Genomic DNA, 17,916 nt, shown 5'->3' on the forward strand with positions numbered 1-17,916 from the left:
TATTTAAGATTAAATACACCTTTGAACCCAATACCCCATTCACCGATTATGCTATACTAAGTAAATACAATAATCATTAGAGGAGTTCTTACATGAAAAGTTTAGTTTTAGCAGAGAAGCCGTCTGTGGGGCGCGATATTGCTCGTGTGCTTGGCAGTACCCAAAAGGGGAAAGGCTACTTTGAAGGAGATCAATACATTGTTACTTGGGCGCTAGGACATTTAGTGACATTAGCGGATCCCGAGACCTATGACCAAAAGTACAAAACCTGGAATTTGAATGATTTGCCGATGTTGCCTGACGATATGAAGTTGACGGTCATCCGCAACTCTGGCAGTCAGTTCAATGCAGTTAAATCGCAACTGAAACGTAAAGACGTATCGGAGGTTATCATTGCAACAGATGCTGGTCGTGAAGGGGAATTGGTTGCTCGTTGGATCATTGAAAAAGCCAATGTCCACAAACCGATGAAGCGCCTGTGGATATCTTCCATTACCGATAAAGCGATCAAAGAAGGTTTTAAAAACTTGAAGCCCGCTAAAAATTACGAGACGCTTTTTCAAGCTGCCGTGGCTCGTTCCCAAGCAGACTGGTATATCGGATTGAACGCCAGCCGTGCATTGACGACCAAATACAATGCCCAATTGAATTGCGGTAGAGTTCAGACACCAGTGGTTCAAATCATTGCGCAACGCGAAGAAGAGATTAACCAGTTCAAACCAAAAACGTTTTACGGAGCAGATGCTACTACAGACTTATCCTTAAAACTGGGCTGGCAAGATCAAAAAACAAAAGACACAAAAACATTTGATCAACAGAAAATCAGCCAATTGGTCCACACGCTTGATGGCAAAAACGCTGTCGTGACCAACGTGGTAAAGAAACCTAAAAAGACGTTCCCTCCTGCTTTGTACGATTTAACGGAACTGCAGAGAGATGCTTATCAATCGTACGGTTATTCAGCTAAAGAAACATTGAACCTGATGCAAAAATTGTATGAGCAGCATAAAGTGTTGACTTATCCACGGACCGATTCCCGTTATTTGACGACAGATATCGTACCGACATTAAAAGATCGGATCAAAGTTAGTGCTCACGGCGACTACAAAACGATCGCTAAAAAATTGTTGAATCAACCGATTAAAGCACAAGCATCCTACGTCAACGATCAAAAGGTATCAGATCATCACGCGATTATTCCGACAGAACAAGTCGTGCCTTTGCAACAATTATCAGCTAAAGAGCGCCACATCTATGACTTAGTCGTGAAGCGATTCTTCGCTGTCTTATTGCCTGCTCATGAATACGAACAGTTTACTTTGACCGCTACTATCGGTTCAGAGACTTTTACCGCCAAAGGCAAAACTGTGACTAAATTAGGTTGGAAAGAAGTTATCACTGATGCAGGTGCCAAAGAAGATATTTCTGGAAAAGCTCTTTCTTCTATTAAAGCAGGCGATACATTAAATGTTTCGTATATCAATGAGACTACAGGTAAAACAAAAGCTCCGGCTTACTTTAACGAAGCTACTTTGCTGACAGCTATGGAAAATCCTGGACAATACATGGTTCAAAAAGATCAAGCTTTGTCTAAAACACTGAAAGCAACAGGCGGACTTGGAACAGTAGCCACTCGAGCAGACATCATCGACAAATTGTTCAAGTCGTTCTTGATCGAGAAAAAAGGCAACAACATCCATGTCACGTCCAAAGGGAAACAACTTTTAGAGTTAGTACCCGCAGACTTGAAGTCGCCTGAATTAACTGCAGAGTGGGAACAACAATTAGAAGCCATCGCCAATGGTAAATTGAAAAAAGACCAGTTCGTAGGCGACATCAAAAAATTCACCAACGAACTGGTCACTGAGATCAAACAAACAGACGGTAAATTCCGCCACGAGAACTTGTCCACCAAATCATGCCCCGACTGTGGAAAACCAATGTTGGAAGTCAATGGCAAAAAAGGCAAAATGCTAGTGTGCCAAGATCGCGAATGCGGCTATCGCAAAAACGTCTCTAGACAATCCAATGCACGCTGCCCGAATTGCAAGAAAAAAATGACTCTCAGCGGTGAAGGAGACGGCCAAATCTTTACTTGTTCATGTGGATACCGCGAAAAATTATCTGCATTCAAGAAACGCCGTGATCAATCGGGTTCTGGAAAAGCAGATAAGAGAACCGTTCAAAAATATTTGAAGAAACAAAAACAAGAAGAACCCGAAGACAATGGATTGTTTGATGCGTTGAAGGGGTTAACATTTGACGAGTGAACGAAGGGTAATTGATCAAGTGAGTATTGAAACAGCTCTTACTTGATCAATAAAGTGAGTTTACTAATTAAGTGGCATTAAATTGAATGCTCACTCGACTAATAAAATAGAGTTATTCATCAAGTGGACATTAAATGGACTCTCACTTGACGAATAAACTAAAACAACAGTCGCCCTAACTATATCAGGCTCGTTTTCTTACTATTTCAGCAGTGTTTAAGGATAGAGTGATGAGAAATACCTTGTTTTCTCGTGAATAAATGATCGCCCAAAGGACCCGTTAGTTATTCTTGAACCACTTGTATATTACAGAACCTAAAAATCCCTCTTTGAGACATCTAAACTGTCTCAAAGAGGGATTTTTCCGATTGCAAAAGACTATAACAAGGGTAAGCATAAATAATAAAAAGCTCGAATAAAAGAGTTTCCTCTCCCATTCGAGTCTTAGCCATTCTAAAAGTTCTTCAACTTGTTATTTATCTCCTAGATGATTTCAATGATCTCTTTCTTGCTGGCTGCATTAGCCGGTGCATAACTGAAAATCAGACCAACCAAGGAAGAAACGCCTAGAGAAATCAAAACAGTAACCAGGTCCACTCCGACAGAAAACGGCAATAGCGCTGCCGCGATAGAAGAAAATAATAGACCTAATAAGTAGCCGATGACTCCCCCGATACTAGTCATCAATACCCCTTCTAACACAAATTGTGCGCGGATGCTGCTTTGAGAAGCACCTAATGCACGACGAATACCGATTTCTTTCGTTCGCTCCGAAACGGAGATGTACATCATATTCATCACACCAATTCCTGCAATAAACAGAGATATTCCGGCTACACTGGCAATAAATAGGGTAATTCCCCCTAACACTTCTGAAATGCCATCGTCTAAAGCAGACATATCAAAATGTTCATAGGTTCCCATTGTCCGCATAGATCCGTCTTCTTCAAGTACAGCAATGGCTTCTGCTGCTACATCTGAAGGCAGTGAGCCTCTTGCGACAGTTACTGTTACAGTATCTTCAATCGTGTCTGCATCATGATACCGCTGATAACTGCTTTTAGGAAGTTCAATCTCTTCCGGCATAAAATCAGCTAATAAGCCAGAGGAATCCAACTCACTTTCGTAGACTCCTACGATCGTATAAAGTTGATCACCTAATGTAATCCCTCTTCCAACGGCATCATCTTCGGTCTCAAATCGATCTTCTACAACAGAAAATGGAACGACAGCTACACGACTTTCATTCCCGTTATCCAACATATCGATCGGTCTGCCCGCAATAACGGGTCTGCCTTTGTCCTCAGTCATGACCACATCCAAGTAAGTTTCTTCACCCTCTACCAGGGTAGTTACGGAAGCATAGTCGGAGCTCGCTTGATAAATTTCTGCTTCTTGAACACCAGGAATATTTCGAATCATCTGCAAGTCCATTTCAGAAAAGAACGGATCATTTGTCTCATACATCCATTCCATATCCTCTGCCATGAACTGAACATCAACTGTTAATAGTTCTCCTTCGTCTGGATTCAAAGATTCCATGACATAATTTTCAAATCCGCGTCCAATAGACATAATCGTACTGACAGCCGCAATACCGATAACGATACCAACCATCGTCAAAAAGCTTCGTTTTTTATTTTTCCATAAGGCGTTCCAAGCACCTTTAAAAAAAACTGATGGATTCATACGCTCACCTCACTTCTTCGGTCAATACGCCGTCATGCATATGGACTACTCGATTGCAAAAGCTTACGGTCCCTGGATCATGTGTGACCAGGATGATCGTTACACCTTCTTCTTCATTTAACTGCTTAAAGACATTCATGATATCAGTAGACGTTTTCGTATCTAACGCACCTGTCGGCTCATCTGCGATAATGAAATCAGGATTATTGATGACAGCTCTGGCGATAGCCGCTCTTTGCTGCTGTCCACCGGATAATTGTTTCGGCAGTTTGTTTCCTTTATCTCCGATGCCCAACTTCTCCAATAATTCCGCTACTCGTTCTTTCGTTTGCCGGTAGTTCCATCCGTTGTAAAGCAGCGGCAATTCAATATTCTCTCGAATCGTCAAGGTTTCGATCAAATTAAAATGCTGAAATACGAATCCTACTCGCTGATTTCTCAATTTAGATAAATCATTATCTGCTTTAGAAGTCACTATCTCATCTTCTAAATAATAATTGCCCAAGTAATTTCGATCAATGAATCCGATCAAATTCAACAAGGTGGATTTCCCTGATCCAGACGGTCCCATAATGGCCAAAAAATCCCCTTTATGGACTTCAAGATCGATGTTTTTCAACACAGGAAACCACTCATCATCTGCTTTATAGGCTTTTCTGATTTTCTCCAGCTTAATCATACATCACCATAACTTCATCACCATCTGCAAGAGCCGTATCTGGATCTAATAACACTTCTTCCTCTACTGCCAATCCCGATTCAATGACATAAAAGTTGCTTTCTTTTGAGACTGTTACTTCTCGTTTTTCTACGATACCCTCTTTATTGACGTAAACAACTTTTGTGCCATCTTCCTCTTCGATTACTGCATTTTGTGGAAGATACATCACGCCTTCACTGTATCCGATTTGGACAGAAAAGCCGTATTGAATCGCTTCTTCCGGAAGAACGGTAAATGGATAGCGAGAAGAAGTAGCTCCTTCTGCTGCCGCTTGCATTGGCAATGAATCGATTTTCGCAATCGTTCCTTTTAATTGGCGGTCAGAGTTCATTAAATAAATATCGACAGGACTATCTACTGAAAGCTTATTGTAGTCATACTCTGATACGGACGATTCAATTTTTAAATCATGCGACATCAGGCGTACAATAGGCTGTTCACTTAATTGCAAGCTGGTAGGATCAGCTTCATTCAGTTCCACCACCCCTTTAAAATCGGATTGAATCGTTGTGGTAACCCCTTGTCTTAGTTTTTCGATTTCATATGTGATGTCTTCCATCTGATCCGCTAATTCATTCAGCGACATCTCTGCACTTTCAATCGTTGCTTCCGCCTCTGCTTTGCTTGCTTCAGCTTCCATCAGCTTATTTTGAGCGGCTTCAGCTTCAGGGTCAATCATCATCTCTGCTTCACTGTTTTCACCAGCAGCCTGAATTTGACGGTTGCTTTCTTCCATATTCGCAGTTGCTGTATTCAATGATTTCCTTGCATTCGCAAGTTCTGTCTCTGCTTCAGCATACCGTTCTTCTAAGCGGCTATACTGACGATTTTGTTCATCCAGCAACTGTTGATTTTCTTCATTTGTATAGGTAAATAAATCTGTTCCTTCTTCTACTTCTTGCCCATTTTCTACCAGTACTTCAGCGATCACGCCTTTTGAAGCGTCATAAAATTCTTCTTGAACTTCCGCAGCTTGCACTTTCCCATCAAATAAAATCGGATCCTCTTCTCTCACAATGTGGACAGAATACGATTGCTCTGCTTCACTCTCCGTGTCAGAGCTTTGGAAGAACTGGACAATTAAGATAACGATTACAATTATTCCGATGATGCCTATTGCTAAAAGTCCTTTTTTATCTCCAACGCGTTGTAAAAACGAGCGGTTTGTTTTCTCTTTAGTTGTTTTTTTCACTGTAGTCTATCCTGCTCTCTATTAAATTTCTAGACTGTTCATAAACATCCAGCCCGCTATAACGATAATAAGACCCAATACTAACCACACTATTTGCACAATCGTCATGGCTTTTTTTACCTGTCTTTCCTTTTCTTCACCTGAGAAATAAAAGAATAAAAACAGTCCCGTTGTTGCCAAATTAAGCAATACGCTTACAATAACGTTTTCTTGTAAATTGAATTGTTGTATCAATACATTCAGTACTGAAGTAATGGCACTAGAATAAAAAATAGCTGCCCATATATCATATTGATAGACGTTTTCTTCTTTAGAAATCCACTGTGTGGGAAACATTGTAAATGCGTATTGCACTCCTGCAACAATAAAACCTGTTATCAGACTGCCAATTCCTCCGAAAATACTGACTCCAGCTATCATATCTGACCCTAACTCTGCTTCCACTGTAAAAGCCGCATAAACTCCGAGCACGAAAGACACTACCGCAAAAATCACCGCAGCTCCCCTAGGAAACTTCTTACTTTGATTCAGTTCAATTTCTTGATTCATCTTATACTCCTCCATTTATGTATTCTAAATTTAGATTAATTTCTTTTTAAATGATATGTAATGAGTTCTTCTAATTTCCTTCCTTTAAAATCAACCAAAATCTTCGCTACACTAGTTAAAATTGTAACAAACTACTTATAAAATAACAATGTAATTCCTGAAGATAATGGGTTATTTGATGCGTTGAATTTTGAGAGAATAATATAGACTTTCATCTCTTTCTATCGAACACTAGAACGCCACTTAAACTGTGACATTTGCTTGTTCATCCAAAAAAAGCTTTCCTGTTCGTTAAACAAAACGTATCATTCATTCAAGGTAAAAATGTAACCTTAAAAGACATCTATAGGAAAAAGAATTCTATCCTCTTTTCTTATTGATGTCTTTTGGTATATTTTTATTACACTATTTCAACTTTTCTAAAAAAAATTGACCATGTTGGGGCTTTTCAACTCCAAAATAGTCCGCTCAGATACATTAAATTCAACTGCATAAACTTTAGCTGTTTGATATCCTTTTTGTTTCATTACATAAGATACTAGCCCCTTTTGCAACCAATATCATTTGTGTGATTTCAATATAGTATGACAATTATACCTTTTGCATCACAAACTATTTCAAGAAGTTGTTGAAGTCACTTATTCGCTTTTGTTTTACTTTACAAAAAATACGAAGTTAGATTTTCACTCTAACTTCGCAATGCAGTAACATTTAGTTGTAGGTGTGCTTTCTTAATCGAATTTACTGATATATGTCAACGCCACTAACATATTAACTGCTTCAGATTTTCCTTAATTATCTCATCGCTCTCATTAGTAATGAGCACAGAGTCTGATAAAGGTGCAATAGATGACATGTAAACCTTATGAAACTTACTAGAATCACAAACAAAATATACTTCTTGTGATTTTTCGATTACTTTTCTTTTCTTGATTGCTTCGCTTAAATCAGGAGTAGTATAACCGAATTCAGCATCTACACCATTTGCTCCAATAAAAGAGCGATCAAAATTAAAATGCTCTATATTTTGTATGGTTAAATCCCCTTTCAATGAACTATTCGTAAAATTCACGAAACCACCAAGCGAATATACTTGCGCTTCTACATCTTGAGTAGGAATCTTAAAATTCGTGACCGAGGTAATTATAGTGATTTTTTTCTTTACTAACTCTAACAATAATTCTTCACCTGTTGACCCTGAGTCTACATAGATAGTTTCCCCAAATTTAACCTCTTTAGCAGCTAATAGAGCAATATCTTTTTTCTCATTTCGGTTTAAAGAAGTTCGTTTTGTCATGGGAATATCTGATGAACGAGAAAATAACTTGGCCGCACCTCCGGGCAACAAGGTTACATGACCTGCTTTTTCAAGATCTTTTAAATCACGCCTTAAAGTGGAAACGGATACACCAGAAAGTATCTTTTGTAGTTCCTCAAGTGTAACAATGTCTTGTTCATTTAATTTGTTTAAAATTGTTGTTTTTCTTTCGTATGGAATCATTCAAAATTCACCTCTATAAAGAATTTGTCACCTAATCATTCCATAAAAATGATTAAGTGACAAGCTTTATAGATAGGAATAGTAAATTATTTTAGTTTTTAACAAGTCTTTCATCTGTTCTCGTCACAAAGTATGCAATCACAGCTGATACCGCTAACGATATAGCCAGACCAATCATAGCATTGATAAAGTTCGCTGAAGTATCGCCTACAAATGCAGGGAAAGTAGTAACGCTTCCAAATACGAAAGCATTTGTGTACACATTAGTTAAACCTAAATACGCCCCGCCAACTGCTCCACCAATAATTTGTGCTAAGAATATTTTTTTGTTCTTCACTAATAGACCAAACACTGTTGGTTCAATAATGGCTGACAATGCAATTGTCACTATACCTGTTATTGAAAAGTTTTTGATATCGCGGTCTTTAGCTTTAAGGAAGACGCCTAAAGCGGTACCAATTGTTGCAAAATTACAAGCAAATGTAAATGGCACAATATAATCCATACCATGTGTAGCAATATTGTTAATCATGATTGGATTAACTGCCCAGTGAATTCCAAGACTTACTAGGACAGACCAGCCACCACCGACTACAATTCCAGCTAAAACACTACTTCTCGCAATCAACCAGTTAACCCCAGTTGCAATAATTTCTCCACCGTAAACCCCTAAAGGACCAATCGCAATAATTGTTAACGGTACCATAACAACTACAGACACTAGCGGCAATACTACAAGTTTAAGTGTTTCCGGAATTACTCGGTCAAGCCATTTATAGAGATAAGAAAAAATCCAGATAGATAAGATGATTGGAACAACTGTTGAGTTATAATTCATTAAAACAGTTGGAATACCAAGGAATGTAGTTGTTGCACCATTACCAACGTCTCCCATTAAAGCAATAAAATCAGGATGCAATAGTGATGCACCGATTAATGCTGAAATGAACATATCTGCCCCAAACCTTCTAGCCGATGTTATAGCAAGTAATACCGGTAAGAAATAGAATACTGTCATTGAAGCCGCTGACAATATTTGGTAAGTCCCATTTGTTTCAGTTAACCAACCTAATTGGACTGCTAGCAAGAGTAATCCTCTTAGAATTCCGGAACCCGCCAATGCTGGTAATAGTGGAGCAAAAATACTTGAAATAGCTGAGAAAATGGAACCAATAATACCTTGTGCTGATCTGTCAGCCTTCATAGGTTCAGCAGATACTGTTTGATCAGTATCCACCAAATTCTCCATTTCAGCATATAACTTAGGTACATCAGTACCAATCAAAATCTGATATTGTCCAGCTTTATTGATGACGTTTACTACGCCATCAATTTGTTCCACTGCAGCTGTATCTGCTTTAGAAGTGTCTCTTAGATTAAACCTTAATCGAGTTGCACAGTGAGTCATACCACTAATATTCTCTTTGCCTCCGATGTTTTCTAAAATTTCTTTGGCTCCCTTTTTATAATCCATTGCCATTTTCATTGCCCCCCATTTTTTTAGTTTAGCTATTTGATAAAAATCTCATCATCAGTTCGCTTGCTTCAATTGCATCATTACGATCAATAATATCTTGGATAATATTCATACCCACTTTGTCAATCATGTCGTTTAACATTTTGATCATCTTAATGTTTTGTTCACTTTCTTTTATTGCATGTTCAATAATAGGGAATGTATCAAAGTAGATTGCGTCATCAAACTTGTGTTTCTTAACATAGTATAAAAATTCCAATGTTTTGAACGGCGTTGCTGTAGCAATCATTAACCCATCATCATTAAGGCCATAACCATCATTGATGTGAACTCCATATAATTTATCCCGGCTACCAAAAATATCCGCTCCAAAAGCTGGGTTTTCATGTTTCATTAACATATGACAGTAATCCAATGTAACTCCCACATTTTCACGGTCAATGTCATTTAACATCATTCCAGCAACTCCCATACTATCGATAAATGCGTATGCTCTTGGTTGGAACGGCTTATATTCAATACTGATTTTCAAATCAGGGGCATATTCTGCTATTTCTTTAAAAGCATTTACTAATTGATTCCAGACTTTTTGGTAATTGATTTGGAAACTATAATCAAAACCATCAAAGCCTAACCAAATCGTTACCACTTTACCTCCTACTTCACGGCAATAATCTGCTGCTTCTTTACACAAGACTAATGCCTGCTGAGCAATCTCTTGATCTGAGTTACCAAGTTCTCCGTTAATGAACTCGTTTCTAAAACGAAGCGCAACACCATTGGCTTCCAAGTCATTTCCACTTAACAACGCTTTCATTTCTGAAGCAGAAAAACCTTTTACATGCTCTGGGTAGTTCAAGTCCACATGAGTAAGACCTAAGCTTTTAAATTTTGAAAATACTTGATTTAGATCGTGGTCGTATACCGGTAAGAACGAGTTGATCCGTGTAGCTAATTTCATATTATAAATCCTCCAGTTCATTTGATAAATAGAGTGTAGCATCAATCTATTTCAAATTCAACCATATTTTATCATTTATTTCCATTTTATTCCATTTGTTTCCAAAAAAAAGACCAGAATTGAGTTGCGATTACCTGAATTATCGGCAATCACAACACTACTTGGTTAAATTGAATCAAATGAGAAACTAACCGCAAAATTAGATTCCAGCTTACTCACCTATATAACGACATTCAATATCTTCAATCATATTGACTCTGTTTCCATGACGTCCGCCTTCAAATTCTGCATCTAGCCATTCTTTTACAATCATCTTAGCTAAATCTAAACCAACTACACGAGAACCAAACGCTAAAACATTTGTATTATTGTGCTCTTTCGATAACTTTGCTGAATAAGGTTCACTGCACACTACCGCACGAATGCCTTTCACTTTGTTCGCAGCAATAGAAATCCCTACACCCGTTCCACAAATCAATATTCCGCCATCAAAATTCCCTGCTGCAACTTCTGTTCCAACTTTTTCAGCATATTTAGGATAATCTGTTCTCTCTGTAGAATATGGTCCAAAATCTTCTACCTCATGACCTAACTCTTTTAGGTATTTTACAATTTCTGGTTTTAGTAGTTGTCCTACATGATCTCCGCCAATTGCTAATTTCATTAGTTTTTCTCTCCTTTTAATGTTTGAATAATTTCTTGATAGCTTTCGTCTTTTCCAAATAAAGCAGACGTTCCTAATACAAATCCTTTGACTCCTAAATTGCCTAATGTTTCTACTCGCTCATTGGATATCGCGCCATCTACGACTATTTCAAAGCTGTATTCGTCTTTCATAGCAACTAGTTTTTCAATTTTATTATCCACATAGCCTAAATATTTTTGCCCAGCAAAACCTGGATTTACAGTCATTACTAAAATATAATCTGCTAGATACAGCAATTCTCCAATAGTTTCAATAGAGGTACCAGGATTAATTGCTATGCCAGCTTTCTTTCCTTTTGCATGGATTTTATCCAAGGTTCTTGCAGGATGTTCATCTGTTTCGGGATGGAAATAAATAATATCCGCTCCCATATCTGCAAATTTTTCAACATAATCCGCTGGATTTTTCACCATTAGATGAACATCTACCATTTTGTTTGTTGCTTGGCGAATAAATTCAAAGTCTTGTAATCCCATTCCATAATTGGGAACGAAAACACCGTCCATGATATCGATATGAAAAATATCTGTTCCTGCTTGATCTAACTCAGCAACTTCTGTTTTTAAAGATCCGAAGTTTGCACACATCATTGAAGGACATATTAACTTTTCCACTTTTTTCTTCCTTTCTATTTCAATATTTTTTTGGGTAAACGATTACTCAAGTGATTAAAAAATATATGACATTCTAGTTTTTATCCCAATTTAGTCTAACACCTTTGGGTAAACGATTACTCAAAAGGCAAAAAACGATTTTTACGTCGTTTCTCTTTCGATTAATCTAGTAGGAACATTAATGTACCGTTTATTTAATTTTTTCCCCGGTTTAGACATCAGTTGATACAAAATATCCGCTGCTTCTTCAGCAATACCATTAACATCTTGATGGATAGTCGTAATACTTGGTGAAGTATATTTAGAGATACTATCATCATCAAATCCAACAACTTTAACTTCATCAGGAACTGAGATGTGGTTTTTCTTCAATATCTGCACTGCACCATACGCTAACCAATCATTTGTCGCAAATATCCCATCAAATTTCAAACCATTAGCGAGCACTTCTTCAATCGATTTTTGAGCGGTCTCAAATTTTGACATTTTCTCAGAAGATGCTCTTACAATCAACTCTGCATTAACTGGTAAATCAGACTCTTTGAGAGCTTTTTTATAGCCCTCTATTCGATCATTACTAGAAGTCGAATTATTATCTTTAGTTAACAACAAAATTCTTCTACAGCCTTTATCAATCAACAATTTTGTAGCTTTATATCCGCCTTGCGAATGATCTGAGCCAACGATCGATATATTACTCGATACTTTAGGCTGACGGTCAATACAGACAATCGGAATATTTCTTGAAAGTTGCGTTTCATCAATTTCTTCTTGACCAGAAATACAAATCAAGCCATCAACTAATTTAGAATCCAAAGACTTCAGATAAGCTTTCTCTTTTTCTGCATCTTTATTGGTATTGCATATAATAGTTGAAATTCCTTTATCAAAAAAGTAACTTTCAATTTTAGTAATCAAAGAAGAGAAAAATTCATTGCTGATGTCAGGAACAATCATGCCAATTGTATGTGACTTTTGCTCACGTAATGTTTTTGCTACAGAGTTGGTAGAATACCCAAACTCTTTTACAACAGACATGACTTTCTCTCTCGTTTCCTCTGAAAATCGTCCGTTATTGTTTAAAACCCTTGAGACTGTTGCTGTAGATACATTACTTAATTTTGCAATATCTTTTATAGAAAGTTGTTTTTTCACAGCTACCTCGCCTCACTTGAGTAATCGTTTACTCAATTATAATATCATAAATAATAATTAATTCAATAGCACTTTAATTTTCTTTTATAATTTTTTTATAACATGTATATAATTCTTCTATACAACGCGACCTTAAAATTGCTTGATTACTTGACTGTCAAAAAAACCTCGCAAATTATTGCAAGGCTTTTTGAAGTTTATTTCTTTTGGTCTTCCTTTATATACCTTATAAAATACTATAACCAAGAGATTTAATATCCGTATTAAACATTTTTACAGTATCTAAAGACCGTTCTTTTAAATCTTTACCAACATTTTTAAGTTTCGCAATCAAATCTGGTGTACAAGTGATAATATCAGCTCCTACTTCATCTGCTTGAAAAATATTTAGAACTTCTCTTGAACTTGCCCAAAGTAATTTTGTTCCTTCTTTTTGACGACAGATTTCCACAGATTGTTTCATTACTGGAATCGGATCTACTCCAGTATCTGCAATACGTCCTGCGAAAACAGATACGATAGTTGTTGTTCCTTCTACAAAAGCATCTACAGTATCCTTCACTTAATCTAGGAGGTCAATTCACCTATCGCCCTCTCACACCACCGTAAGTAAGTATCCGTATACGGAGCGGTTCAACATCTTGGATAAACAGACAGCACAAGAATTTTAAACGCGTAGGTGAGCCGATTTTGCTTTTATTTGTATAGACAATCAGCTTGAGATTTCTTTCAATGAAACGAGAAACATTCTCCAGAGCGCAATCCAACACGCAGTCTAGTTTCCAAAAAAACACAAAATACCGAACAAGAAGATAACTTCTCATTCGGTATTTTTGCATATTGGAGTAGCGTTATATAGTTTTTGCTCTAGTATTTTCTTCCGCACCCAACTCAACAATCTTCAAGATAGTACTTGTAGCCTTCTCCATGGCTTCCAATGTGACAAATTCAAACTTGCCATGAAAGTTTTCTCCGCCAACAAAGATATTAGGCGTCGGTAAGCCTTTATACGTAATTTTCGAACCATCTGTCCCGCCACGGAAAGGTTCTACAATAGGCTCGATTCCTAATGCCTTCATTGCGTCCTCCGCTAAATGCACCGGCGTCATATCTTTTTTAATGATGTCGCCCATATTATAGTATTGGTCGTACATTTTATATGAAATCCGCGGATAATCGAATTGAGCATTCATCTGGTCCACTAAATCTTGAAAATGCTGCTTCCGCGATTGGAACTTCTCTGTATCGTGGTCACGGATGATATAGGTCATCTCCACCTTATCAATGTTTCCTTTTTGTTGACTGAGCATATAAAAGCCCTCATAATCTTTGGTCTTTTCGGGTACTTCCTCTTCTGGCAGCAAGTTATGGAACTGAGCTGCAACAGACAAGGCATTCACCATCCGGTTATAAGCCGTACCGGGATGGACACTGGAACCTTGAATCGTCAACTCTGCTTGTGCCGCGTTAAACGTTTCGTATTCCATCCGGCCTACAGTTCCGCTGTCCAGCGTATACGCAAAATCAGCTGCAAAATGTTCTACATCAAACAAGTCAGCTCCCGTTCCGATTTCCTCATCCGGTCCAAATGCAACCCGGACAGTGCCATGCTTCATTTCGGGATGAGCCAATAAGTATTCCATTGCCGAAATAATCTCAGCCATTCCACTCTTATCGTCAGACCCCAGCAAGGTAGTACCGTCTGTCGTGATCAATGTTTCGCCAACATAATTTTTCAAATTGGGAAACTCGCTGACCGCCATCGTAATATCCAGCTCCTCATTCAATACCACATCTTGTCCATCATAGTTTTCATGAACTAAAGGCTGGATATTTTCGGCATTGAAATCAGCTGTATCGATGTGAGCGATAAACCCAATCGTTGGGATTTCCTTATCTGTATTCGCCGGCAAGGTCGCCGTGACAAAACCATTTGCATCAGTATAAGTCACGTCCGAAAGACCGATTTGTTTCAACTCTTCAACCAGCTTCAATGCAAAATCAACTTGTGATTGGGTAGTAGGTACTGTCTTGCTTGTTGCGTCCGAACGCGTATTCACTTTCGCATAACGGATAAAACGTTCTAATAAATTTTGGTACATGGGCATATTTACTCTTCCTTTTCTCTTTTATTCTGCTGTTACATAAGCATCTTTGAAATCATAACGGGCGCCTACAGAGTGCCGCACGATTCCTTGAATAGCGGGGTCCCATAAAAAGGCTTCCGAACTATGATAAAGTGGTGCGACAGCTACATCATTGACAAAAATCGTCTCCGCTGCCCGTAAATCTTCAAAACGCAGCACTTCGTCATTCGCATGCTCGCCTTCCGCTGCATCCAACAACGCATCAAACTCTGGCTTAGCGTAGTGACCATGATTAAAAGTCGTCTCACTGTGCCCTAAATCCAACATATTTACTGGATCGGGAATAATGGCATTCCAGCCGCCTAATATCACATCAAAATCTCCACTTCCACCTTTAGTGATGCGGTTGTTTTTTGGAATATTGACGATAGTAACTTCAACACCTTCCAAGTTATTCTGGATTACCCCTTGAATATACTGACTGACTTTTTTGCTCGTTTCGTCGTCATCACCAGTCAATTCAAACTCAATCGTATCCGTTCCTAATTCTTGTTTGGCAGCATCGAGGTATTCTTGAGCAGCGTCCAAATCAAACCCTTCATAATCGGGCTGACCTGCAGTAAAATCTTCCCCAGTTTCAGGGTCTACTGCAAAATTATCCGGCACAAAAGCTGTAGTAGGACGAGATCCGTTGCCAAGAATAACGTTCACCAAGTCATCTCGATTGATGACAGCGTTGATTGCTTTGCGCAAATTCAAATTGGCAAGCGATTCATTTTCCATATTGAATTGCAAGAAACTGGTATTAGCAATATTTTCTGTTAAATAGTCTTCTCTTCCTTGCATTTGGAGAGCATATTCTCCTGAAAGCAAGACATTGTCCAATTGTCCAGATTCATATAAGTTTAAAGCCGTTCCTGTTTCTTTGGTAACTTGCATATTGATGGTCTCCAACGTTACATTCTCTGCATCCCAATAGTCTTCATTCTTCACATAAGACCACGATTGCGCGCCACTTTCCAAATTGATCAACTCAAATGCCCATTGGAAAGAGTCGTCTCAGCGGAAGTTCCATAGGCATCTCCTTGTTCTTCAACAAACGCTTCATTTAACGGGAAGAAGTACGGGTTCGTTAACATCTCCGGCAAGTAAGAAACCGGTACGTTCAACTGCACGACCAATTCGGTATCACTAGTGGCTTCTATCCCCAATTCAGCCGATTCCATTTCACCGCGGTTAATTTCAGCAGCATTTACAACGGGTTCAAACATATAGGCATAAGGAGCGGCTGTATCGGGATCGACTGCCTTCTGCCACCCATAAACAAAGTCATGCGCAGTTACGGGATCTCCATTGGACCATTTTGCATCCTCTTGTAATTGGAATGTATAGGTCAGACCATCTTGGGAAACTTGATAGTCCACAGCAAGTGCTGGCTGAGCCACATTTTTTTCATCCAGCCGGAACAATCCTTCGTAAAACTGATTACCGCCAGTTGTCGTTTGGATATCTTGCATAAACAACGGGTTAGCTGTAGCCAATTCATTGGTCACCGATAAATTAATCGTTTGATCCGCTGCAAGCGCTACAGAGCCCCGCCTGATTCGTCCGGAACAGCGGTTGTACTCTCTGAACCACCGTCATTACTGCAAGCTCCAAGCAACACCAAACTTGCGCTCAATAAAAACCAACTCTTTTTCTTCATTTATACGTTCCTCATTCCTGAAATTAGATTATGATTAAATTAACATGACAGATTTATAATGTCAATGGAGAAGAGAGTTTAATTGATGTTAAATTTTTCTCGGTCACCCTACTTTACGGCTTGATTAGGTCCTCTTTTTTTGTACACCTATTGCTACCTACCGTGCAGTTTCGGTACTTACTGGCCTGTCTGCTTAAAGAAAATTCCCTGAACCAGGTACCTGCTCTAAACAGACTAGAAAAATGAGTTAAACTTAAAAATACTTGATGCATTCACGATTGATAACGGTTACAATATAATCATAATTAAGTTTATCACAAAATGAAAATGAAATGGAGTTGGAAGAATGGAAGAGGGTTTTGATCACAATCAGCATCGAGGGTATTACAATAACTGGAGAAAGGCTTATTATTTATCGCAAGCATGCTTTTTACCAAAACAATCTATTCAGCATACGAATGAAATAAATGAATCAGATTATTATTACGAAACCACCTTTACTCGAAAAAGGCTTCAGCCTATGTTGATTACTGATACTAATCTTCCGACTCTATTAGCTGCTAGTTTGGAACAAGCGCATATCTTAGTCAACGCCGACACTTTCTATGTCAAAGACATTCGAGATAGGAAAGATACTCCTTATAACACAATTGTCTTCCAGATAAATGAACCGCCATTAGTGTCCACAGAGGATTCGAAAACAATCATGGAACGCTATTTCAATCAAAAGCCGTTGGATTATAAATTTGTTCAATACATTGGCAAGACTGTAGGCATTCATCAAAAATGTCCTTTTATATCCGGTCTTGAAATATTTGTTCCCGAGAAAGGAACTGCTAAAGAACCTGCTAGCTGGTATGGATTGCACCACATTTGCGGAGAAGAAGAACATAAAAAAGGGAACTATATGCAAGTGCAATTCCAAAACCATCATGAACTGCAATTGATGATTTCTCCTCACAGCTACCGAGAGCAAATCGAACGGGCTGCTGCTTTAAAATTGTTGCAAGATAAAATGGTCGCTCAATTGATGATGCTTTCTCCTTACGCTAGTGAATGGTCATACACTACTGGATTAAACCCTGTAGAAAAATACTTAGCTACTCATTCGATACATTTTAAACACTATCCCCTAAAAAAGATTCTGATTTATATGGCGATGTACTGCATGAATGAAGCCATGGAAGAAATTTTCGGAGAGGACAATCCTTATAGCGACGAAGTTAAAGAAGCATTTCTAAGAGACCTTAGAAATGAACCACCCACTGAATCCTAAAAACAAGAAGCAG

At 38.3% G+C, this 17,916-nt stretch carries 15 protein-coding genes and 1 pseudogene; 2 read left to right on the forward strand and 14 right to left on the reverse strand.

The features are described from left to right. Window positions 1-92 precede the first annotated feature (92 nt). Window positions 93-2,270, forward strand: coding sequence for a DNA topoisomerase III (locus ACEN4L_RS05520; RefSeq protein WP_407096302.1), 2,178 nt, complete (start codon window positions 93-95; stop codon window positions 2,268-2,270). A gap of 483 nt (window positions 2,271-2,753) precedes the next feature. Here the strand turns inward: ACEN4L_RS05520 and ACEN4L_RS05525 are convergent, their stop codons facing one another. The 14 genes and pseudogenes from ACEN4L_RS05525 to ACEN4L_RS05590 form a co-directional block, all read right to left on the reverse strand. Continuing rightward, window positions 2,754-3,959: an ABC transporter permease gene (locus ACEN4L_RS05525; RefSeq protein WP_407096301.1), complete on the reverse strand. Its 1,206-nt coding sequence runs from the start codon at window positions 3,957-3,959 to the stop codon at window positions 2,754-2,756. A gap of 4 nt (window positions 3,960-3,963) precedes the next feature. Next, window positions 3,964-4,638 (reverse strand): ABC transporter ATP-binding protein, encoded by a 675-nt coding sequence (locus ACEN4L_RS05530; protein ID WP_407096300.1) that lies wholly within the window; start codon window positions 4,636-4,638, stop codon window positions 3,964-3,966. Next, window positions 4,631-5,872: an efflux RND transporter periplasmic adaptor subunit gene (locus tag ACEN4L_RS05535; protein WP_407096299.1), complete on the reverse strand. Its 1,242-nt coding sequence runs from the start codon at window positions 5,870-5,872 to the stop codon at window positions 4,631-4,633. Before ACEN4L_RS05535 ends, ACEN4L_RS05530 begins: the two co-directional genes overlap by 8 nt. A gap of 21 nt (window positions 5,873-5,893) precedes the next feature. Further along, window positions 5,894-6,421, reverse strand: coding sequence for a hypothetical protein (locus ACEN4L_RS05540; protein WP_407096298.1), 528 nt, complete (start codon window positions 6,419-6,421; stop codon window positions 5,894-5,896). 763 nt (window positions 6,422-7,184) lie between these two features. Next, entirely contained in the window at window positions 7,185-7,922 is a 738-nt protein-coding gene (locus ACEN4L_RS05545) for a DeoR/GlpR family DNA-binding transcription regulator (protein ID WP_407096297.1), read from the reverse strand. 91 nt (window positions 7,923-8,013) lie between these two features. Further along, window positions 8,014-9,396: a PTS transporter subunit EIIC gene (locus tag ACEN4L_RS05550; protein WP_407096323.1), complete on the reverse strand. Its 1,383-nt coding sequence runs from the start codon at window positions 9,394-9,396 to the stop codon at window positions 8,014-8,016. Between the two features lie 31 nt (window positions 9,397-9,427). Then, on the reverse strand, window positions 9,428-10,360 hold the full coding sequence (locus ACEN4L_RS05555) for a sugar phosphate isomerase/epimerase family protein (RefSeq protein ID WP_407096296.1): 933 nt from the start codon (window positions 10,358-10,360) through the stop codon (window positions 9,428-9,430). A 211-nt stretch (window positions 10,361-10,571) separates the two neighbouring features. Then, window positions 10,572-11,024 (reverse strand): ribose 5-phosphate isomerase B, encoded by a 453-nt coding sequence (rpiB, locus tag ACEN4L_RS05560; protein WP_407096295.1) that lies wholly within the window; start codon window positions 11,022-11,024, stop codon window positions 10,572-10,574. Beyond that, window positions 11,024-11,680, reverse strand: a complete 657-nt coding sequence (rpe, locus tag ACEN4L_RS05565) for a ribulose-phosphate 3-epimerase (protein WP_407096294.1) — start codon at window positions 11,678-11,680, stop codon at window positions 11,024-11,026. Before rpe ends, rpiB begins: the two co-directional genes overlap by 1 nt. Window positions 11,681-11,821: 141 nt before the next feature. After that, window positions 11,822-12,835, reverse strand: coding sequence for a LacI family DNA-binding transcriptional regulator (locus tag ACEN4L_RS05570; protein ID WP_407096293.1), 1,014 nt, complete (start codon window positions 12,833-12,835; stop codon window positions 11,822-11,824). Window positions 12,836-13,061: 226 nt separating this feature from the next. Beyond that, window positions 13,062-13,397 (reverse strand): annotated as a pseudogene (locus tag ACEN4L_RS05575) (transaldolase family protein); the annotation flags it as partial. A 289-nt stretch (window positions 13,398-13,686) separates the two neighbouring features. Further along, window positions 13,687-14,937: a peptidase T gene (gene pepT / locus ACEN4L_RS05580; protein WP_407096322.1), complete on the reverse strand. Its 1,251-nt coding sequence runs from the start codon at window positions 14,935-14,937 to the stop codon at window positions 13,687-13,689. Window positions 14,938-14,964: 27 nt separating this feature from the next. Beyond that, window positions 14,965-15,954: a peptide ABC transporter substrate-binding protein gene (locus tag ACEN4L_RS05585; protein WP_407096292.1), complete on the reverse strand. Its 990-nt coding sequence runs from the start codon at window positions 15,952-15,954 to the stop codon at window positions 14,965-14,967. Continuing rightward, on the reverse strand, window positions 15,951-16,463 hold the full coding sequence (locus ACEN4L_RS05590; protein WP_407096291.1) for an ABC transporter substrate-binding protein: 513 nt from the start codon (window positions 16,461-16,463) through the stop codon (window positions 15,951-15,953). The genes ACEN4L_RS05585 and ACEN4L_RS05590 overlap by 4 nt, the downstream gene beginning before the upstream one ends. 510 nt (window positions 16,464-16,973) lie before the next feature. On the opposite strand from ACEN4L_RS05590, the gene ACEN4L_RS05595 reads away from it, so the two are divergent. Next, complete coding sequence (locus tag ACEN4L_RS05595; RefSeq protein ID WP_407096290.1) at window positions 16,974-17,903, forward strand: competence protein ComK; 930 nt, start codon at window positions 16,974-16,976, stop codon at window positions 17,901-17,903. The last annotated feature ends 13 nt before the right edge of the window (window positions 17,904-17,916 follow it).

It is taken from the genome of Desemzia sp. FAM 23988, from assembly GCF_045528365.1.
Taxonomy (GTDB): Bacteria; Bacillota; Bacilli; order Lactobacillales; family Carnobacteriaceae; genus Desemzia.